12 protein-coding genes are annotated in these 14,411 nt (G+C 76.3%); 7 read left to right on the forward strand and 5 right to left on the reverse strand.

The annotated features are described in order from the left end of the window. Positions 1–15 precede the first annotated feature (15 nt). Together M2302_RS12005 and M2302_RS12010 are read left to right on the forward strand one after the other, a co-directional pair. Positions 16–513, forward strand: coding sequence for a redoxin domain-containing protein (locus M2302_RS12005; protein WP_280837996.1), 498 nt, complete (start codon positions 16–18; stop codon positions 511–513). Continuing rightward, a complete protein-coding gene (locus M2302_RS12010) occupies positions 510–1,058 on the forward strand; it encodes a DsbA family protein (protein ID WP_280837997.1) in 549 nt (182 codons plus the stop codon). Before M2302_RS12005 ends, M2302_RS12010 begins: the two co-directional genes overlap by 4 nt. A 60-nt stretch (positions 1,059–1,118) precedes the next feature. Here the strand turns inward: M2302_RS12010 and M2302_RS12015 are convergent, their stop codons facing one another. After that, a complete protein-coding gene (locus tag M2302_RS12015; protein WP_280837998.1) occupies positions 1,119–3,824 on the reverse strand; it encodes a LuxR C-terminal-related transcriptional regulator in 2,706 nt (901 codons plus the stop codon). A gap of 190 nt (positions 3,825–4,014) precedes the next feature. Here M2302_RS12015 and M2302_RS12020 point away from each other — a divergent pair, with 190 nt between their 5' ends. The 5 genes from M2302_RS12020 to serS all read left to right on the forward strand — a co-directional run bounded on the left by M2302_RS12020 (position 4,015) and on the right by serS (position 9,398). Continuing rightward, positions 4,015–4,455, forward strand: a complete 441-nt coding sequence (locus tag M2302_RS12020; RefSeq protein ID WP_280837999.1) for a hypothetical protein — start codon at positions 4,015–4,017, stop codon at positions 4,453–4,455. Continuing rightward, positions 4,452–5,624, forward strand: coding sequence for a zinc-dependent alcohol dehydrogenase (locus tag M2302_RS12025; protein ID WP_280838000.1), 1,173 nt, complete (start codon positions 4,452–4,454; stop codon positions 5,622–5,624). The genes M2302_RS12020 and M2302_RS12025 overlap by 4 nt, the downstream gene beginning before the upstream one ends. A gap of 30 nt (positions 5,625–5,654) precedes the next feature. Beyond that, positions 5,655–6,836 carry a saccharopine dehydrogenase NADP-binding domain-containing protein gene (locus M2302_RS12030; protein WP_280838001.1) on the forward strand — a complete coding sequence of 394 codons (1,182 nt, stop codon included), beginning with the start codon at positions 5,655–5,657 and terminating at the stop codon, positions 6,834–6,836. Positions 6,837–6,905: 69 nt separating this feature from the next. After that, positions 6,906–7,988, forward strand: a complete 1,083-nt coding sequence (locus M2302_RS12035) for a MerR family transcriptional regulator (RefSeq protein WP_280838116.1) — start codon at positions 6,906–6,908, stop codon at positions 7,986–7,988. A 123-nt stretch (positions 7,989–8,111) separates the two neighbouring features. Then, positions 8,112–9,398: a serine--tRNA ligase gene (gene serS, locus M2302_RS12040; RefSeq protein ID WP_280838002.1), complete on the forward strand. Its 1,287-nt coding sequence runs from the start codon at positions 8,112–8,114 to the stop codon at positions 9,396–9,398. Here the strand turns inward: serS and M2302_RS12045 are convergent. From M2302_RS12045 to M2302_RS12060, 4 genes are read right to left on the reverse strand one after another with little or no spacing between them, the layout of a single operon-like run. Beyond that, positions 9,382–10,323 carry a cytochrome c biogenesis protein CcdA gene (locus M2302_RS12045; RefSeq protein WP_280838003.1) on the reverse strand — a complete coding sequence of 314 codons (942 nt, stop codon included), beginning with the start codon at positions 10,321–10,323 and terminating at the stop codon, positions 9,382–9,384. The genes serS and M2302_RS12045 overlap by 17 nt on opposite strands. Further along, positions 10,323–10,946 (reverse strand): redoxin domain-containing protein, encoded by a 624-nt coding sequence (locus M2302_RS12050; RefSeq protein ID WP_280838004.1) that lies wholly within the window; start codon positions 10,944–10,946, stop codon positions 10,323–10,325. The genes M2302_RS12045 and M2302_RS12050 overlap by 1 nt, the downstream gene beginning before the upstream one ends. A 25-nt stretch (positions 10,947–10,971) precedes the next feature. Next, positions 10,972–12,438, reverse strand: coding sequence for an NADH-quinone oxidoreductase subunit NuoF family protein (locus M2302_RS12055; protein ID WP_280838005.1), 1,467 nt, complete (start codon positions 12,436–12,438; stop codon positions 10,972–10,974). Next, positions 12,435–14,189 (reverse strand): hypothetical protein, encoded by a 1,755-nt coding sequence (locus M2302_RS12060; RefSeq protein WP_280838006.1) that lies wholly within the window; start codon positions 14,187–14,189, stop codon positions 12,435–12,437. Before M2302_RS12060 ends, M2302_RS12055 begins: the two co-directional genes overlap by 4 nt. Positions 14,190–14,411: the final 222 nt, after the last annotated feature.

A 14,411-nucleotide genomic window follows, 5' to 3' on the forward strand; every position in this document is an offset into this window, starting at 1 on the left:
GGCAACGTGGGAGTCATGACTGATTCCGACGGGCTGATCACACCCGGGAGCCCGGCGCCCGACTTCACCCTGCCGGCCACCCCGGACGGGCGGCGTACGGGCCCCGGGCAGTTCCGCGGCCGGCCGGTGGTGCTCGCCTTCTACCCCGCCGACTGGACCCCGGTCTGCGGTGACCAGATGGTGCTGTACCAGGCCGCGATGCCGGAGTTCGAGCGGTACGACGCGGTGCTGCTCGGCCTCTCCGTCGACAGCATCTGGTCGCACCAGGCCTTCGCCGAGGCCAGGGGGATCACCTTCCCGTTGCTGGCCGACTTCGAGCCCAAGGGCGAGGTGTCCCGCCGGTACGGCGCGTACACCCCGCACGGGGAATCGGCGCGGGCACTGGTGGTGCTCGACCCGGACCAGACGGTGGCCTGGAGCTACCTGTCCCCGCCGGAGGTGAATCCGGGCGCCGACGGCATCCTCGACGCGCTGGAGCAACTCGTCTCCGATCGGCGGGTGGTGACCCGATGACGACGCCGCTCCAGGTCACCGCCCGGCTGCGCACCCCGGTGGACGGGACCGACCACGTCCGGGGGCCGGTGGACGCGCCGGTCACGATCGTCGAGTACGGGGACTTCCAGTGCCGCTTCTGCGGCGCGGCGTACCCGAACCTGGCCGAGGTACTGCGCCAGCGCACCGCCACCGTCCGGCTGGTCTACCGGCACTTCCCGATCGCCAACGTCCACCCGTACGCGGAGAGCGCGGCCGAGGTCGCCGAGGCGGCCGCCCGGCGCGGCAGGTTCTGGGAGATGCACGACTGGCTCTACGAGCACCAGGACCAGTTGGACCCGGTGCACCTGTCCCTCGGCGTCGAACAGCTCGGACTGCCACCCGAGGAGGTGGGCGCCGAGGTCGAGCGGCAGGCGTACTCCGACCGGGTACGGCGGGACTTCGTCGGCGGGATCCGCAGCGGGGTCAACGGCACCCCCACCCTGTTCATCAACGAGGTCCGGCACGAGGGCGGGCACGACCTGCCGGAGCTGCTCGCCGCCGTGGACGCGGCGGCCGGCAGCTGACCGGGCGGCGCCGACCACCGCCGGGATCGCACCGCCCGGCGGCGGTCGGCCCGCGCCTCGTCAGATCAGCCGCAGCTCGCGGGCCCGCCGCACGGCCTCGCGCCGACGGGTCGCGTCGAGCTTGCGGTAGATGTTGCGCACGTGCGTCTTGACGGTGTTGACCGACACCGACAGCTCGCTGGCGATCTCCACGTTGGACAGGATGCTCTGCAGGTAGCGCAGGATAGTCAGCTCCCGCTCGGTCAGCGGCTCGTCCAGCGCCCGCTCCGCGCCGGCGGGTCCCCGGTCGGCGGGCTCGTCGGCGCCCCGGACCAGGTCGCTCACCGTCGGCCAGTGCGCCGTGCCGGAGTCGAGGTGGGCGGCGAGCAGGTCGCGCACCGCCGGCTCCGCCCTGGTGAACACCCGCCGGTAGCCCTCCGGGCCGGCCAGGTCGAGCACCCGTTCCAGCAGCCGACCGGCACGCCGGTCGTCGCCGCCCCGGCGGGCGAGCACCGCCTCCAGCACGCCCGAGGCGACGCGTACCGGCAGCGGCCAGTCCCCGGCGGCCGGGGCGTCCCAGTCCGGCAGGGCGTAACCGGCCGCCCGCACGTCACCGGCACGCAGCTCCACCCGGGCCAGGGCCAGGGCCAGCACCGGCGCCGGTTCGGGCGCCCGCGCCCGGTCGGCGAGCAGCCCGCGCGCGGTGTCCACGTCGCCCTGCTCGCTGCGCAGGTCCGCCTCCTCGGCGAGCAGCCGGTCGGCGAGATCCCCGGCGGCGGACCGGGAGGCCAGCTCCTCCCGGGCCCGGGCGACCAGCTGGGTCGCCCCAGCCGGCTCCGCCGCGTCGCGCAGCAACGCGCCCCGGCACAGCGCCGCCGCGGCGGCGACCGTCGCGTCCCCGCCGGCCCCGCCGGTGAGCGCCAGGTGCGCGGTGGCCTCCTCGGGCTGGTCGCGGTGCAGCGCCACCAGGGCCAGCGCCAGGTGGGCGTGGGCGCACTCGGCCCGGCTCGACCACCCCTGGCAGGACGGCATCTCCAGCGCCGCCCGGGCGGTCCGCTCCGCCGCGCGCAACTCCCCGGCCAGCGCGTGCAGCAGCGCACAGCGTGTCGCGCAGACCAGCTCGGTGCGCGGCCGACCGGCCCGCCGGGCGGCGTCGAGCGCCGCGCCGAAGGTCGCCGAGGCCGCCCGGAGGTCACCCTCGGCGAGGTCGACCAGGCCGAGCGCGGTGCCGGCCACCGCCCGTACGTCGGCGTCCTCGCCGGTCCGCGGATCGTCGGTGTCCGGGCTCTCCACCTGCCCCGGGTCGCGGGTGGCGAGCAGCCGGGCGGCGGCGTCGCGTACCTCCCGGTGGTCGCCGGCGAGCCGGGCCAGGGTGAGTTCCAACGCGGTGGCCAGCCGGCGGAACCGGTCCCGGCGCGGCGCGGGCAGCGACCGGGCCGCCGCCACGGCCTCGCGCAGCCGGGCGGCGGCGGTCGCGCTGTCCCCCGCGTACGCCCGTTCGGCCGCGCCGGCCAGGGCCAGCTCCGGGTCCCGGCGCACCGCCTCGGCCGGCGGCGCCGGCGGCGGCGGGCCGGCGGCGGCCTCCCGGTCGTAGGGGACCAGCTCCGGCCAGCCGCTGAGCAGCAGCTCGCTGGCCCGCTCCCACTCCCCCGCGGCCAGCGCGTGCCGCAGCGCCTCGGCGGGCCGGTCGTGGCCGGCGTACCAGCCCGCGGCGCGCAGGTGCAGGTCGCGCCGCTCGTCGTCGCCCAGCCCGTCGAGTTCCTCGCGGAGCAGGTCGGCCAGCAGCGGGTGGGCCCGGTACCAGGGCGGGTCGCTGTCGTCGCGGTGCAGGAAGCCACCGTCGCGGGCCAGCCCGGCCAGCACCTGCCCACCGTCGCCCCGGCCGGTCAGCGCGTCGGCGAGGTCGGCGCGGACCGCCGGCGCGACCGCCGCCCGCAACAGCAGGTCCCGCGCCGCCGGCGTCAGCCCGGACAGCACCTCCGCCCGCAGGTACGCGGCGACGTCCGGCTGGTCGCCGCCGAACCGCTCGGCCCACCGTTGCGGGTCGGGACGGTCCCGGGCCGCCAGCGCGGCGAACCGCAGCCCGGCCGGCCAGCCGCCGGTCCGCTCCCGCAGCCGGGCGACCGCCGCCGCGGGCAGCGGCGCGCCGTGCGCGACCAGCAGGTCGGCGACCTCGTCGTCGGTGAAGGCGAGTTCCTCGGGGCCGAGCTCGGTCAGCTCGCCGGCCAGCCGCAGCCGGTGCAGGGCCAGCGGCAGCTCGGTGCGGGCCCCGGCGACCAGGCGCAGCCGCCCGTCGGTGTGCCGCAGCAGGAACTCCAACCCGGTCAGCGCGGCCGGGTCGGTGACCCGGTGCAGGTCGTCCAGGACCAGCAGCACCGGCCGGTCCCGGGCGGCCAGGGCGGCGGCGAGCAGCTCCAACTGGTCGGGGCGGGGCGGGGCCACCGGTACGGCCGGTTCCTCCTCCGCCTCCCCCACCCCGCGCAGCGCCGCCGCCAGGTACGCCCAGAGCCGCTCCCCGGTGTCCCCCTCCTCCACCTGGACCCACGCCGGCCCGGGTTCGGGCGCGCCGCGCGCCCAGGTGGCGAGCAGGGTGGTCTTGCCCCAGCCGGCCGGGGCGCGGACCAGGGTGACCGGTCCGGCGGTCCCGGCGTCCAGCCGTGCGGTCAGCCGGGGCCGCAGCAGCAGCGGCTCGGGCAGCGCGGGCGGGGTCAGCCGGGAGGCGAGCAGCGGCGGCGGGCCGGCGGACGCCTCGGCGATCCCGTTGCTGCTGACCTGCGGCTGCGGCATGCACCCACCCCCGTCGACGCGTTCCTCCCCCGGTCGGCGGCGCTTACCCGGCCGGGACGGGTTCACCCCTTCGGGGGGAGCACACCTCACCCGGGCCGGGCCGACCATCGGCGTACGCGGGCGACCGGCCGCGCGTGACCGGTCGCCCGTACCGCAACCGGCCCGGAGACCGGAGGGACAGGTGGTACGGATGGGACGGCGGGTCCTCGGCGGGCTCACCCTCGCGGCGGTCGCCGGCGGGGTGGCACTTCGTGCGCTGGTCGTACCCCGGCGGGGGCGCTGGCCCCGCGCGGCCGGGCCCGACCCGCGACCCGGCCGCTGGCAGGTGGTGACGGTGGACCGCCCGCCCGCGGCGGTGCTGCCCGGCGGCCGGTGGCCGGAGCCGCTGCGCCCGCTGGACGGTGCGGTGGAGCTGCGCCTGCGCCCGGCCCCCGGCGGGCGCGGCAGCGAGCTGGCCGCCCGGCCGCTCGGCGGGGTGGCGACCCTGCCCGGAATGGCGGCGCACCTGGTCGGTGACGACCCGGGCCTGTTCCTGCGGGACGTGCTGCGCCGGGTCAAGCAGCTCACCGAGACCGGCGAGGTGCTGCGCGCGGACCGCTCGGCGGTGGACCGGCCGGCGGTGCCGGGGTGAGGGCGCTCTGCTGGGAGGGCGTCGACTCGCTGGCGGTACGCCAGGTGCCCGACCCGGAGCTGCGCAACGCGCACGACATGATCGTCCGGGTCCGGCGCAGCGCCACCTGCGGTGCGGACCTGCCGCTGCTCGACGGCCGGCTGCCCTTCGCCGCCGCCGGGGACGTGCTGGGGCACGAGTTCGTCGGCGAGGTGGCCGAGGTCGGCCCGGAGGTGCGCCGGCACCGGGTCGGCGACCGGGTGGTGGTCAGCGCGGCGGTGGCCTGCGGCAGCTGCTGGTACTGCCGGCAGGGGCTGCACTCCTGCTGCGACAACTCCGGCACCGCCCCGGCCGTCACCGAGTCGGCGTGGGGTCAGCCCACCGCCGGCTGCTACGGCCAGCCCGCGGCGCTGGGCGGCTTCGCCGGCAGCCACGCCGAGTACGTCCGCGTGCCGTACGCCGACGTCGGCGCGTTCACCGTGCCCGACCCGGTCAGCGACGACCGGGCGGTCTTCGCCTCGGACGCGGCCCCGGCCGGCTGGATGGGTGCGGAGCTGGGCGAGGTGAGCCCCGGCGACGTCGTCGCGGTCTGGGGCGCGGGCGCGGTGGGCCAGTTGACCGCGCAGGCGGCGACGCTGCTCGGCGCGGACCGGGTGATCGTGATCGACCGGCATCCGGAGCGGCTGCAGATGGCCGAGCGGCACACCGGCGCGGAGACGCTCAACTACGACCTGACCGACGTCCCCGCGGAGCTGCGCGAACTCAGCGGCGGGCGCGGCCCGGACGTCTGCGTGGAGGCGGTCGGCGCGGCCGACGGCGGCGGGACGCCCGGGTCGCTGGCCGCCCGGCTCACCGGCCACCGGGGCGACGGTGAGGACCCGCTCGCGGTGCGGGAGGCGGTGCACGCCTGCCGCAAGGGCGGCACCGTCTTCGTCTCCGGCACCTTCACCGGCTTCGTCCACACCTTCCCGCTCGGCGCGGTGATGAACAAGGGGCTCACCCTGCGCAGCGCCCGCCAGCACGGGCAGCGGTGGATTCCCATGCTGCTGGACCGGATGGCCCGCGACGAACTGCGCACGGAACACCTGGCCACCCACCGGTTCCCGCTGGAGCAGGGCCCGGCCGGGTACGCGCTGTTCCGGGACCGGGCTGACGGCTGCGTCCGAACCGTCTTCACGCCGGAGGGGTGAAAAGCACCTCACGGATGGCAGACTCGGCGGATGCGTGACGACCGCCCGTACGACCTCGTCCTGTTCGGTGCGACCGGCTTCACCGGTGGCCTGACCGCCGAGTACCTCGCCCGGCACGCCCCCGCCGGGCTGCGCTGGGCCCTCGCCGGCCGCAACCCGGCCAAGCTGGCGGCGGTCCGCGACCGGCTGGCCGACATCGACGCGGCGCTGGCGGAGCTGCCGCTGCTCACCGCCGACGTCACCGACGCCGCCTCGCTGCGGGCGGTCGCCGAGAGCGCCCGGGTGGTGGCCAGCACCGTCGGCCCGTTCGTCCACCACGGGGAGCCGCTGGTGGCCGCGTGCGCCGCCGCCGGCACCGACTACCTGGACATCACCGGCGAGCCGGAGTTCGTCGACCGGATGTACGTGCGGCACCACGCCGAGGCGGTGCGCACCGGGGCGCGGCTGGTGCACGCCTGCGGCTTCGACTCGATCCCGCACGACCTGGGCGCCTGGTACACCGTGAAGCAGCTCCCGTCGGACGCGCCGATCACGGTGGACGGCTTCGTCCGGGCCGGCGCGCGGTTCTCCGCCGGCACGTACCACTCGGCGCTGACCGCGTTCTCCCGCACCGGCGAGACGAACCGGGCGGCGAAGGAGCGCAAGGCGGTCGAGCCCCGGCCCGAGGGTCGGCGGGTCCGCGCGGTGCCGGGCCGGGTGGGCCGGTCGAAGGAGATCGGCATGTGGGCGGTGCCGCTGCCCACCATCGACCCGCAGGTGGTCCGCCGGTCCGCGGCGGCCCGCCCGGAGTACGGCCCGGACTTCCGGTACCGGCACTTCGCCGCGGTGAAGCGACTGCCCACGGTGCTGGTCAGTGGGGTCGGGTTCGCCGGCCTGATCGGCCTGGTGAAGCTGCCGCCGACCCGGCGTTGGCTGCTCGGCCGGCTCGCCTCCGGGCAGGGGCCGACCGCCGAGCAGCGGGCGAAGTCCTGGTTCCGGGTGCGCTTCCTCGGCTCCGGCGGGGGCCGGCGGGTGCTGACCGAGGTCTCCGGCGGCGACCCCGGCTACGACGAGACGGCGAAGATGCTCGCCGAGTCGGCGCTCTGCCTGGCCTGCGACGACCTGCCGGCCACCGCCGGGCAGGTCACCCCGGTGACCGCGATGGGCGACGCGCTGCTGGACCGGCTGGTCAAGGCCGGCATCACCTTCCGGGTGCTGGACGCGCCGCGGTGAGCGCCGGCCGCCCCGCCGCTTGACCCTCGACCTGGTTGAGGCCACAGGATCATCGTCGTGGAGAGCGAGCTGCGCAGCATCGGCGAGCTGGCCCGGGCCAGCGGCCTGACGGTCAGCGCCCTGCGGTTCTACGACCGCTGCGGGGTGCTGGCCCCGGCGCGGGTGGACCCGGTGACCGGCTACCGGTGGTACACCGACGAGCAGGTGGCCCCGGCCCGACTGGTCGCCGGCCTGCGCCGGGTCGGCATGCCGGTGGCGGGCATCGCCGAGGCGCTGCGCCACCGGGCCGAGCCGGCGGTGGTCGGGCGGCTGCTCGACGCGCACCTGCGCCGGCTGGAGGACGGCCTGGCCGACGCCCGCAGGGAACTCTCCCGGATCCGCGTCCTGCTCGATCCCGAGGAGACCCCGATGACCACCCGTATCGTGCTGTCCCGCGTCGACCTGGCCGCCGCCGTCGACGCCGTCCGCTTCGCCGTCGGCGCCGACCCGGAGCTGCCGGTGCTCTCCGGCGTGCTGCTCGACGTGGAGGCCGACGGCGTACGGCTGGTCGCCACCGACCGGCACCGCCTGGCGCTGGCGCGTACCCCGGGCCGGGTGGACGGCCCCACGGTGCGCGCCCTGCTCCCGGTCGACGCGGTGGACGAGGTCCGCGCCCTGCTGGACACCGGCACCGGGCTGACCCCCGAGGCGCACCTGACCCTGGCCGGCCCCGACGTGACGGTCGCCGTGGCGGGCCGCGCGGTCACCGCGACCGCCCTGCCGTACGACTTTCCCGACTACCGCCGGCTGCTGCACCGGGCGGCCGGCGACGCCCCCGTACGGCGGATCCCGGTGGACGTGCCCGCCCTGCGCGCGGCGCTGCGCGACGGCGACGCGCCCACCGTCACCCGGGACCACGACGGCGTGCCGCTGGCGGTGACCGTGCTCGGCCTCGACGAGTCCGACGGGCTGCGCCTGCTCGGCCCGGACGACCTCGCCGCGGACTCCGGGGAGCTGCGGGTCGGCGTGAACGGCGACTACCTGCTCGACGCGCTGGACGCCGCGGGCGGTCCGCAGCTGGTGCTGGAGCTGGACGGCCCGATCGCCCCGCTGGCCATCCGCCGCCTCGACGACGAGGACGCCTTCTCGATCCTGATGCCGATCCGCCTCTGACCGAAACTCCGGCCGCACCACCCGTCGGGCGGCGGCTCGTCGGGCCGTACCGGGGGCGGGAAGGCGCGACGGTAGCATCTGGGGGTCTCACCTGACATCCCGGACGGAGGCGTACGGAGCAGCATGCTCGACATGGAGTTGATCCGGAAGGATCGCGAGGCGGTGGCGACCGCGCTGGCGAAGCGACTGGATCCCGCCGAAGTCAACCGGGTCCTGGACGAGATCCAGCGGCTCGACCAGGAACGTCGCGCGCTGATCAGCGAGATCGACGGCGAGCGGCAGCGCCGCAAGGCGGAGGCGCGGGCGTACGCGGCGGCGAAGCGTGCCGGCGCCGAGCCGGAGGTCTCCGCGCCGGAGTCCGGGCGCAAGCAGCTCGCGGAGCTGGAGTCCGAGCTGGACGAGGTGCAGGCCCGGCTGCGCGGCACGATGAGCGAGCTGCCCAACCTGCCCGCCGACGACGTGCTGCCCGGCGGCAAGGAAGCCAACCGGGTGGTGAAGACCTACGGCGCGCCGCCGGCCATCGAGAAGGTCCGCGACCACATCGAGCTGAGCCGGATGCTGGGCCTGGTCGACCACGAGCGCGGGGTCAAGCTCGGCGGTTCCGGCTTCTGGATGTACACCGGCATCGGCGCCCGCCTCGAGTGGGCGCTGATCAGCTGGTTCATCGACGAGCACGTCAAGGCCGGCTACGAGTTCCTGCTCCCGCCGCACCTGCTGCTGGACACCGCCGGCTTCGCCGCCGGCCAGTTCCCCAAGTTCTACGACGACGTCTACCACCTGGACCGGGAGTCGGCCCCGCGCGGGCAGTTCCTGCTGCCCACCTCGGAGACGGCGATCCTCGGGGCGTACCAGGACGAGATCCTGGACACCGGGAAGCTGCCGTTGAAGGCGTTCGCCTACACCCCGTGCTACCGGCGCGAGGCCGCCGGCTCGCACTCCGACGAGCGCGGCACCGTGCGGGGCCACCAGTTCAACAAGGTGGAGATCTTCCAGTTCTGCCTGCCGGAGCAGGCCGACACGGCGCTGGAGGAGATGCTCACCCACGCCGAGCGCCTGGTCGAGAAGCTGGGCCTGCACTACCAGCGCAGCCTGCTCTCGGCCGGTGACGCCAGCGCGGCGATGAAGAAGACCCTCGACATCGAGGTCTGGATGCCGAGCACCGGCAAGTACAAGGAGGTGTCGTCGGTCTCCTGGGCCGGCGACTATCAGGCCCGCCGGGCGGCCATCCGCTACCGGGAGCCGGGCGGCAAGCAGACCCGCTTCGTGCACACCCTCAACGGGTCGGCGCTGGCCACCAGCCGGCTCTTCCCGGCCATCCTGGAGCAGTTCCAGCAGCCCGACGGCTCGGTGCTGCTGCCCGAGGTGCTCCGCGACCGGCTCGGCACCGACCGGCTCACGCCGGTCCGCTGACCGCCTGAGCGTCGGCGGGGATCGGGTCTCCCGGTCCCCGCCGTCCGTCCTCCGCCACCGGCGCGGCGGCGGGCACCGACGACGCCACCCCGGGGCGGGCGCGGCGGCGGGACAGCACCGCCGCCGCCAGCAGACCGACCAGCAGCGCCGCGAGCAGCGCCGGGCCGACCGCGTCCAGCGCGGCGACCAGCGCCCGCTGGACCCGCGCCGCGCCCACCACCACCGGGTCACCGAACGCGTCGCGCCGGCCCTGCGCCAGCCGGACCTCGTACCAGCCGTACCAGGCGACGTAGCTCCCGGCGAGGAGCAGCACCACCCCGCTGAGCCGGGGCACCCAGGCGCCGGCGGCGCGCAGCCGGGCCACCACCGCGCCGCGCAGCAGCGCCACGCCGAGCGCGGCCACCGTGGCCACCAGCCCCATCCCGACCGCGTACGCGACGAAGAGCGCCAGCCCGTGCAGCGTGGAGCCGGCCTGGAGGCTGGTCACCACGATCGCCAGGAACGGGGCGATGGTGCAGGTCAGCGAGGCCAGCGCGTACGCCATCCCGAACAGCGCCATGGACGCCCAGGAGCGGGTGAGCCGGGGCGCCCGGCCGACGCCCGCGCCCGGGGCGGGCAGCCGACGGCCGGCGAGCAGCCAGCAGCCGAGGGCCAGCAGCCCCAGCCCGAGGGTCACCGTGAGCCAGGGCAGCCGGGGGCGCAGCCAACCCGCCAGCGGCGCCACGGCCAGCCCGAACGCGCCGAACACCACGACGTACCCGCAGGTCAGGCCGGTGGCGGCGGTGAGCGCGCGGCGGATCGGACCGCGCCCGTCGCCCGCGCCGGCGACCAGCAGCGACAGGTACGCCGGCAGCATCGCGAAGCCGCACGGGTTGACCGCACCGAGCATGCCGGCGGTCAGCGCGAGCAGCAGCGGCGTCTCCATCAGCCGGCCAGCGCGGCGACCCGGCGGGTCAGGTCCTCACCGTCCAGGAAGCCCTGGTGCACGACCTTCCCGTCCCGGTCGATCACCAGGAAGGTGCTCTGCTCGACCACCTCGAAGCGGCGCCACAGCGCCCCGGCCCGGTCGTCGAGCTGCGGCGTGCCGGCCAGGTCGAACTCGGTGACGAAGTCCTTCATCGCCCGCTGCTCGCCCAGGCCGGCCACCCCGACGATCGGCACGGTGTCCCGGTACTTCGGGGCGATCTCGGCCACCGTCCACGCCTGGCTGGCGCAGGTGGCGCACCACGGCGCCCAGAACCAGAGCACCACCGGCCGGCCGGCCAGCTCGGCCGCCGAGAACGCCGTACCGTCGAGGGTCTTCGCGGTGAAACGCAGCGTGTCCGGCACCCGGGCCGGGGCCGACGGGCTCGCCGGGCCGGAGCCGACGGGCAGCGGCGACGCGGTGGCCGCCGGCACGGCGACCTCGGCGGGCGGTCCGGCCGGGTCCGGGCCGACCGCGCAGCCGCCGGCGGCGAGCAGCGCGCCGACCAGCACGACGCCGACGGCGGCGAGCCGGCCCGCGGCGGGCGGTCGTCCACCCGGCCCGCTCCTGGGGTACGACCGCATGGCGCGTCTCCTCTCGGTGGTGCTGCTATTCGGCCCTGGCGAGGCGCAGTGCGAGCTCGGGGCAGACCTTGACCGCCTTCAGGGCGCCCTCCCGGAGCCAGGTCGGCACGGGGGTGGACGGGAAGGCGGGGTATCCGTTGGCGTCCAGCCGGATGAAGTCGGGCACGACGTGCGCGCAGAGCCCGTGCCCGTCGCAGCGGGACCAGTCGAGGGTCAGCTTCTGCGGGTTGGCGTCGGGCGCGCCGGGCAGCCCCATCACGCCCTTGACCCGCCGGCCGCAGCCGTCCCCGGTGGTGTGCAGGCGCAGATCCTCGGCGAAGACCTCCATCGCCGAGAGCGCGAACCGGGCCGTACCGTCGGGGTGGCTGCACGCCCCGCGGCCCTTGACGTCGCCGGCGGCGGCCCGGACGACCTCCACCGGCGCGCTGCCGGAGACCGCCAGGTCGACGGCGCGGGCCAGGTCGGGCAGCCCCATCTTGCACGGTCCGCACTGGCCGGCGGACTCGCCGGCGAGGTAGCGGACCACCTGAGCGGCCTCGCCGAGCGGGCAGGTGTCGCTGCCCAGCGGCACGACGATGCCGGCGCCGAGGGTGCCACCGACCCTGGTGAGCCCCCTGCCGGACACCTCCGCCCGGTCCGCGGCCTCCTGGGTGATCCACTTGCCGTGGTAGCCGCCCATCAGGATGCCCGGTGAGTCCGGCACCTCGCACAGGTCGAGGATCTCCCGCAGCGGGGTGCCGGCGGCGCACTCGACCACGGCCGGGCGCTTCGCCGCGCCGGTCACGGTGAGCAGCACCGTGCCGGGCTCGTCGTCGGTGCCGAGCGCCGCGTACTCGTACGGGCCGAGCCGGGCGGCGACCGCGAGCTGCGCGTACGTCTCGGCGTTGGAGAGCAGGGTGGGCAGGTTGTTCACCCCGGAGTCGCTGGAGCGCTTCTTGGTGCCGGGCGGGATGTGCGGCAGCCCGTTGATCCCGTTGACCAGCGCACCGCCCTCGCCGGAGATGAACCGGTGCGGCACGGTGACGATGCTGGTCGGCACCGGCATCCGGCGCTCCTGCAGGGCCTGGGTGATCGAGTCCCGACCCACCCCGTCGTCAGCCACCCCGAGCACGATCTCCTCGGCGTCCAGCGCGTACGCGGCCAGCGCGGCCCCGTCGAGGATCAGGTGCGGCGCCCGGGTGAGCAGGACCTTGTCCTTCCAGCTCGCCGGCTCGCCCTCGCTGGCGTTGACCACCACCACGGCGGGCAGATCCTGCCGCTCGCAGGACTCCAGCACCGCCGTGAGCTTGCGGGCGAACGGGAAACCCGCACCCCCCTTGCCCTTGAGCTGCATGCTCTCGGCCAGCCGGAGCAGGTTCGCCGGCTCCATCGGGCCGATCGGGCCGTGCACCTGCTCGTGCGCGACCAGGTCGAGCCGGCCGAACTCGGCGAACCCGGCGGTGAGCCGGGGCTCGCCGACGCACGCCACCGGCGGCACCTTGGTCCGCATCACTTCGCCTCACCCCGCAGCCCGGCCCAGTACGCCCCGTCCACCGCGTCCGCGTCGGCCCGCCGACGGCGCCGGCGGCTGTCGCCGGTGGCCTTCAGGGCGCGCCGGGAGGCCAGGTCGACCAGCGTGGGGGTGTCGTCGACGGGCACCTCGTCCGCGACGTACCGGGCCGGCGGCCGCCAGTAGTCCGGCTCCTCCGGCACCTCGTCGACGCTGTGCCGGCCGGCGCCGCTGCGCGGCATGGCGGAGATGGGCTCGGCCGACACCGGCAGCGAGTCCTCCCAGCGGCGCGGGCTGTCCCACGGCTCCTCGGGCTCCTCGCGGCGCCGGGGCGGAGCGGAGTAGCTCGCGGCCAGGTCCTCGTCGTCGCGGCGGGCCCGCCGGCCGGCCGAGACCGGCGCGACGTCCTCGGCATCGCGGCGGGCCCGCCGGCCGGCCGAGACCGGCGCGACGTCCTCGGCATCGCGGCGGGCCCGACGCCCGGTGGAGACCGGGGCGACGTCCTCGTCCCGGCGGGCCCGTCGGCCCCCGGAGACCGGCGCGACGTCCTCGTCGTAGCGGGCGCGGCGACCGCCCGAGACCGGGGCGGTCTCCTCGTCGTACCGGGCGCGGCGGCCCCCGGAGACCGGGGCGACGTCCTCGTCGCGGCGGCGCGGGCGTTCGGCGTCCCGGCGGCGCTCGACGGGCTCGGAGTCCCGGCGGCGCTCGACGGGCGCGGAGTCCCGGCGGCGGGCGGCCGGCTCCAGGTCACGCTCCCGGCGCGGGGTCGGCACGTCCTCGACGTCGCGCCGGGACCGGCCGCCCCGGACGGGCTCACGCAGCGTGCCGGGCTCGGGCACCACCGGCACGGTGAACCGGTCGGGGTCGCGGCGCCGGGCGGTGCCGGTGGGCGCGGTCCACGAGGCGGCGACGGTGGTCTCGGCCCAGCCGCCCCGGACGTCCTTCTCCTCGGCCCCGGCCTTGCGGCGGCCGAGCCCGGCGAGCAGGGTCCGGCCCTTGCCCTCGTCGGTCGCCCTGCCGGCCATCGCCTTGTTGATCGCGGCAGCCTGATGCTGCTCCCGGCTGCGCTTGCCGAGGTGGACGGAGAGCCGCACCATCAGCGCCGCGACCACCAGCAGCACGCAGGCGAGGTAGCTCAGCGTCACCCAGGACGCCGCAGCCCGGCCGGCGTTGAGGCCGTGCAGCAGGGCGAACGGCCAGGCGACGTACGCCATGGAGTGCAGCGCGCGCCAGAACCACTTCGGACCGACGCCGGCGAAGCGGACCCGGATGATGCCGGTCCAGAGCACGCTCACCATCAGGAACGCGGCGACCGTGCCGAGCCCGACGTAGAGGCCCCGCCCGCCCACGAACGGCACCACCGCGTCGGTCGGCCCGGCCCGGCCGATGGCGACCTTGGTGATGACGTGGAAGACCAGCCCGGCCACGCCGAGCACGCCGGTGGCCCGGTGCGCGGACTGCAGCAGCACCCGGTGCGGGATCTTCAGCACCAGCCGGTCCGTGGCGAGCAGCCCCAGCATCACGGTGAGGCTCAGCGCGACCAGGGCGACCACCCCGGCGAAGAACTCGGTGAAGAAGAAGCCGTACGAGTACATGGACCCGCCGACGCCGCTGAGCTCCACACCGGCCCACATCAGGGCGAGCGCGGATCCGATCAGCAGTGCCATCGCGGGCTTCGACGTGGTCCGGACCCCACGGCTGCTGGTGGTGGTCCGGACGGTCGTCGCCTTCTCGTTCTGCTTTGCCCGGCCCATCTGCTCCTCGATCGCGACTCACGGCGGCACCACCACCGGCCGACCTGCTCCTTCATCCAGTACGGACGTCCGGCCCGTACGGATCAGTGCGGGTGGCGAATTTCTCGGGCGATCCGTCGAACCGTCCCGGCCCGCGGCGCGTGTAGCGCCCAGCGCAACGACGCACGTCCATCCATTGACAGTTGTTGCAACACGCTTGTAACCTTTCCGAAAATTTTCAGC

Source organism: Micromonospora sp. A200 (genome assembly GCF_029893845.1).
GTDB lineage: Bacteria > Actinomycetota > Actinomycetes > Mycobacteriales > Micromonosporaceae > Micromonospora > Micromonospora purpureochromogenes.

Coding starts and splice junctions, on each gene's coding strand:
- M2302_RS12005 (WP_280837996.1), top strand. CDS start 16: ATGACTGATTCCGACGGGCTGATCACACCCGGGAGCCCGGCGCCCGAC.
- M2302_RS12050 (WP_280838004.1), bottom strand. CDS start 10,946: ATGCGGTCGTACCCCAGGAGCGGGCCGGGTGGACGACCGCCCGCCGCG.
- M2302_RS12010 (WP_280837997.1), top strand. CDS start 510: ATGACGACGCCGCTCCAGGTCACCGCCCGGCTGCGCACCCCGGTGGAC.
- serS (WP_280838002.1), top strand. CDS start 8,112: ATGCTCGACATGGAGTTGATCCGGAAGGATCGCGAGGCGGTGGCGACC.
- M2302_RS12030 (WP_280838001.1), top strand. CDS start 5,655: ATGCGTGACGACCGCCCGTACGACCTCGTCCTGTTCGGTGCGACCGGC.
- M2302_RS12020 (WP_280837999.1), top strand. CDS start 4,015: ATGGGACGGCGGGTCCTCGGCGGGCTCACCCTCGCGGCGGTCGCCGGC.
- M2302_RS12060 (WP_280838006.1), bottom strand. CDS start 14,189: ATGGGCCGGGCAAAGCAGAACGAGAAGGCGACGACCGTCCGGACCACC.
- M2302_RS12015 (WP_280837998.1), bottom strand. CDS start 3,824: ATGCCGCAGCCGCAGGTCAGCAGCAACGGGATCGCCGAGGCGTCCGCC.
- M2302_RS12045 (WP_280838003.1), bottom strand. CDS start 10,323: ATGGAGACGCCGCTGCTGCTCGCGCTGACCGCCGGCATGCTCGGTGCG.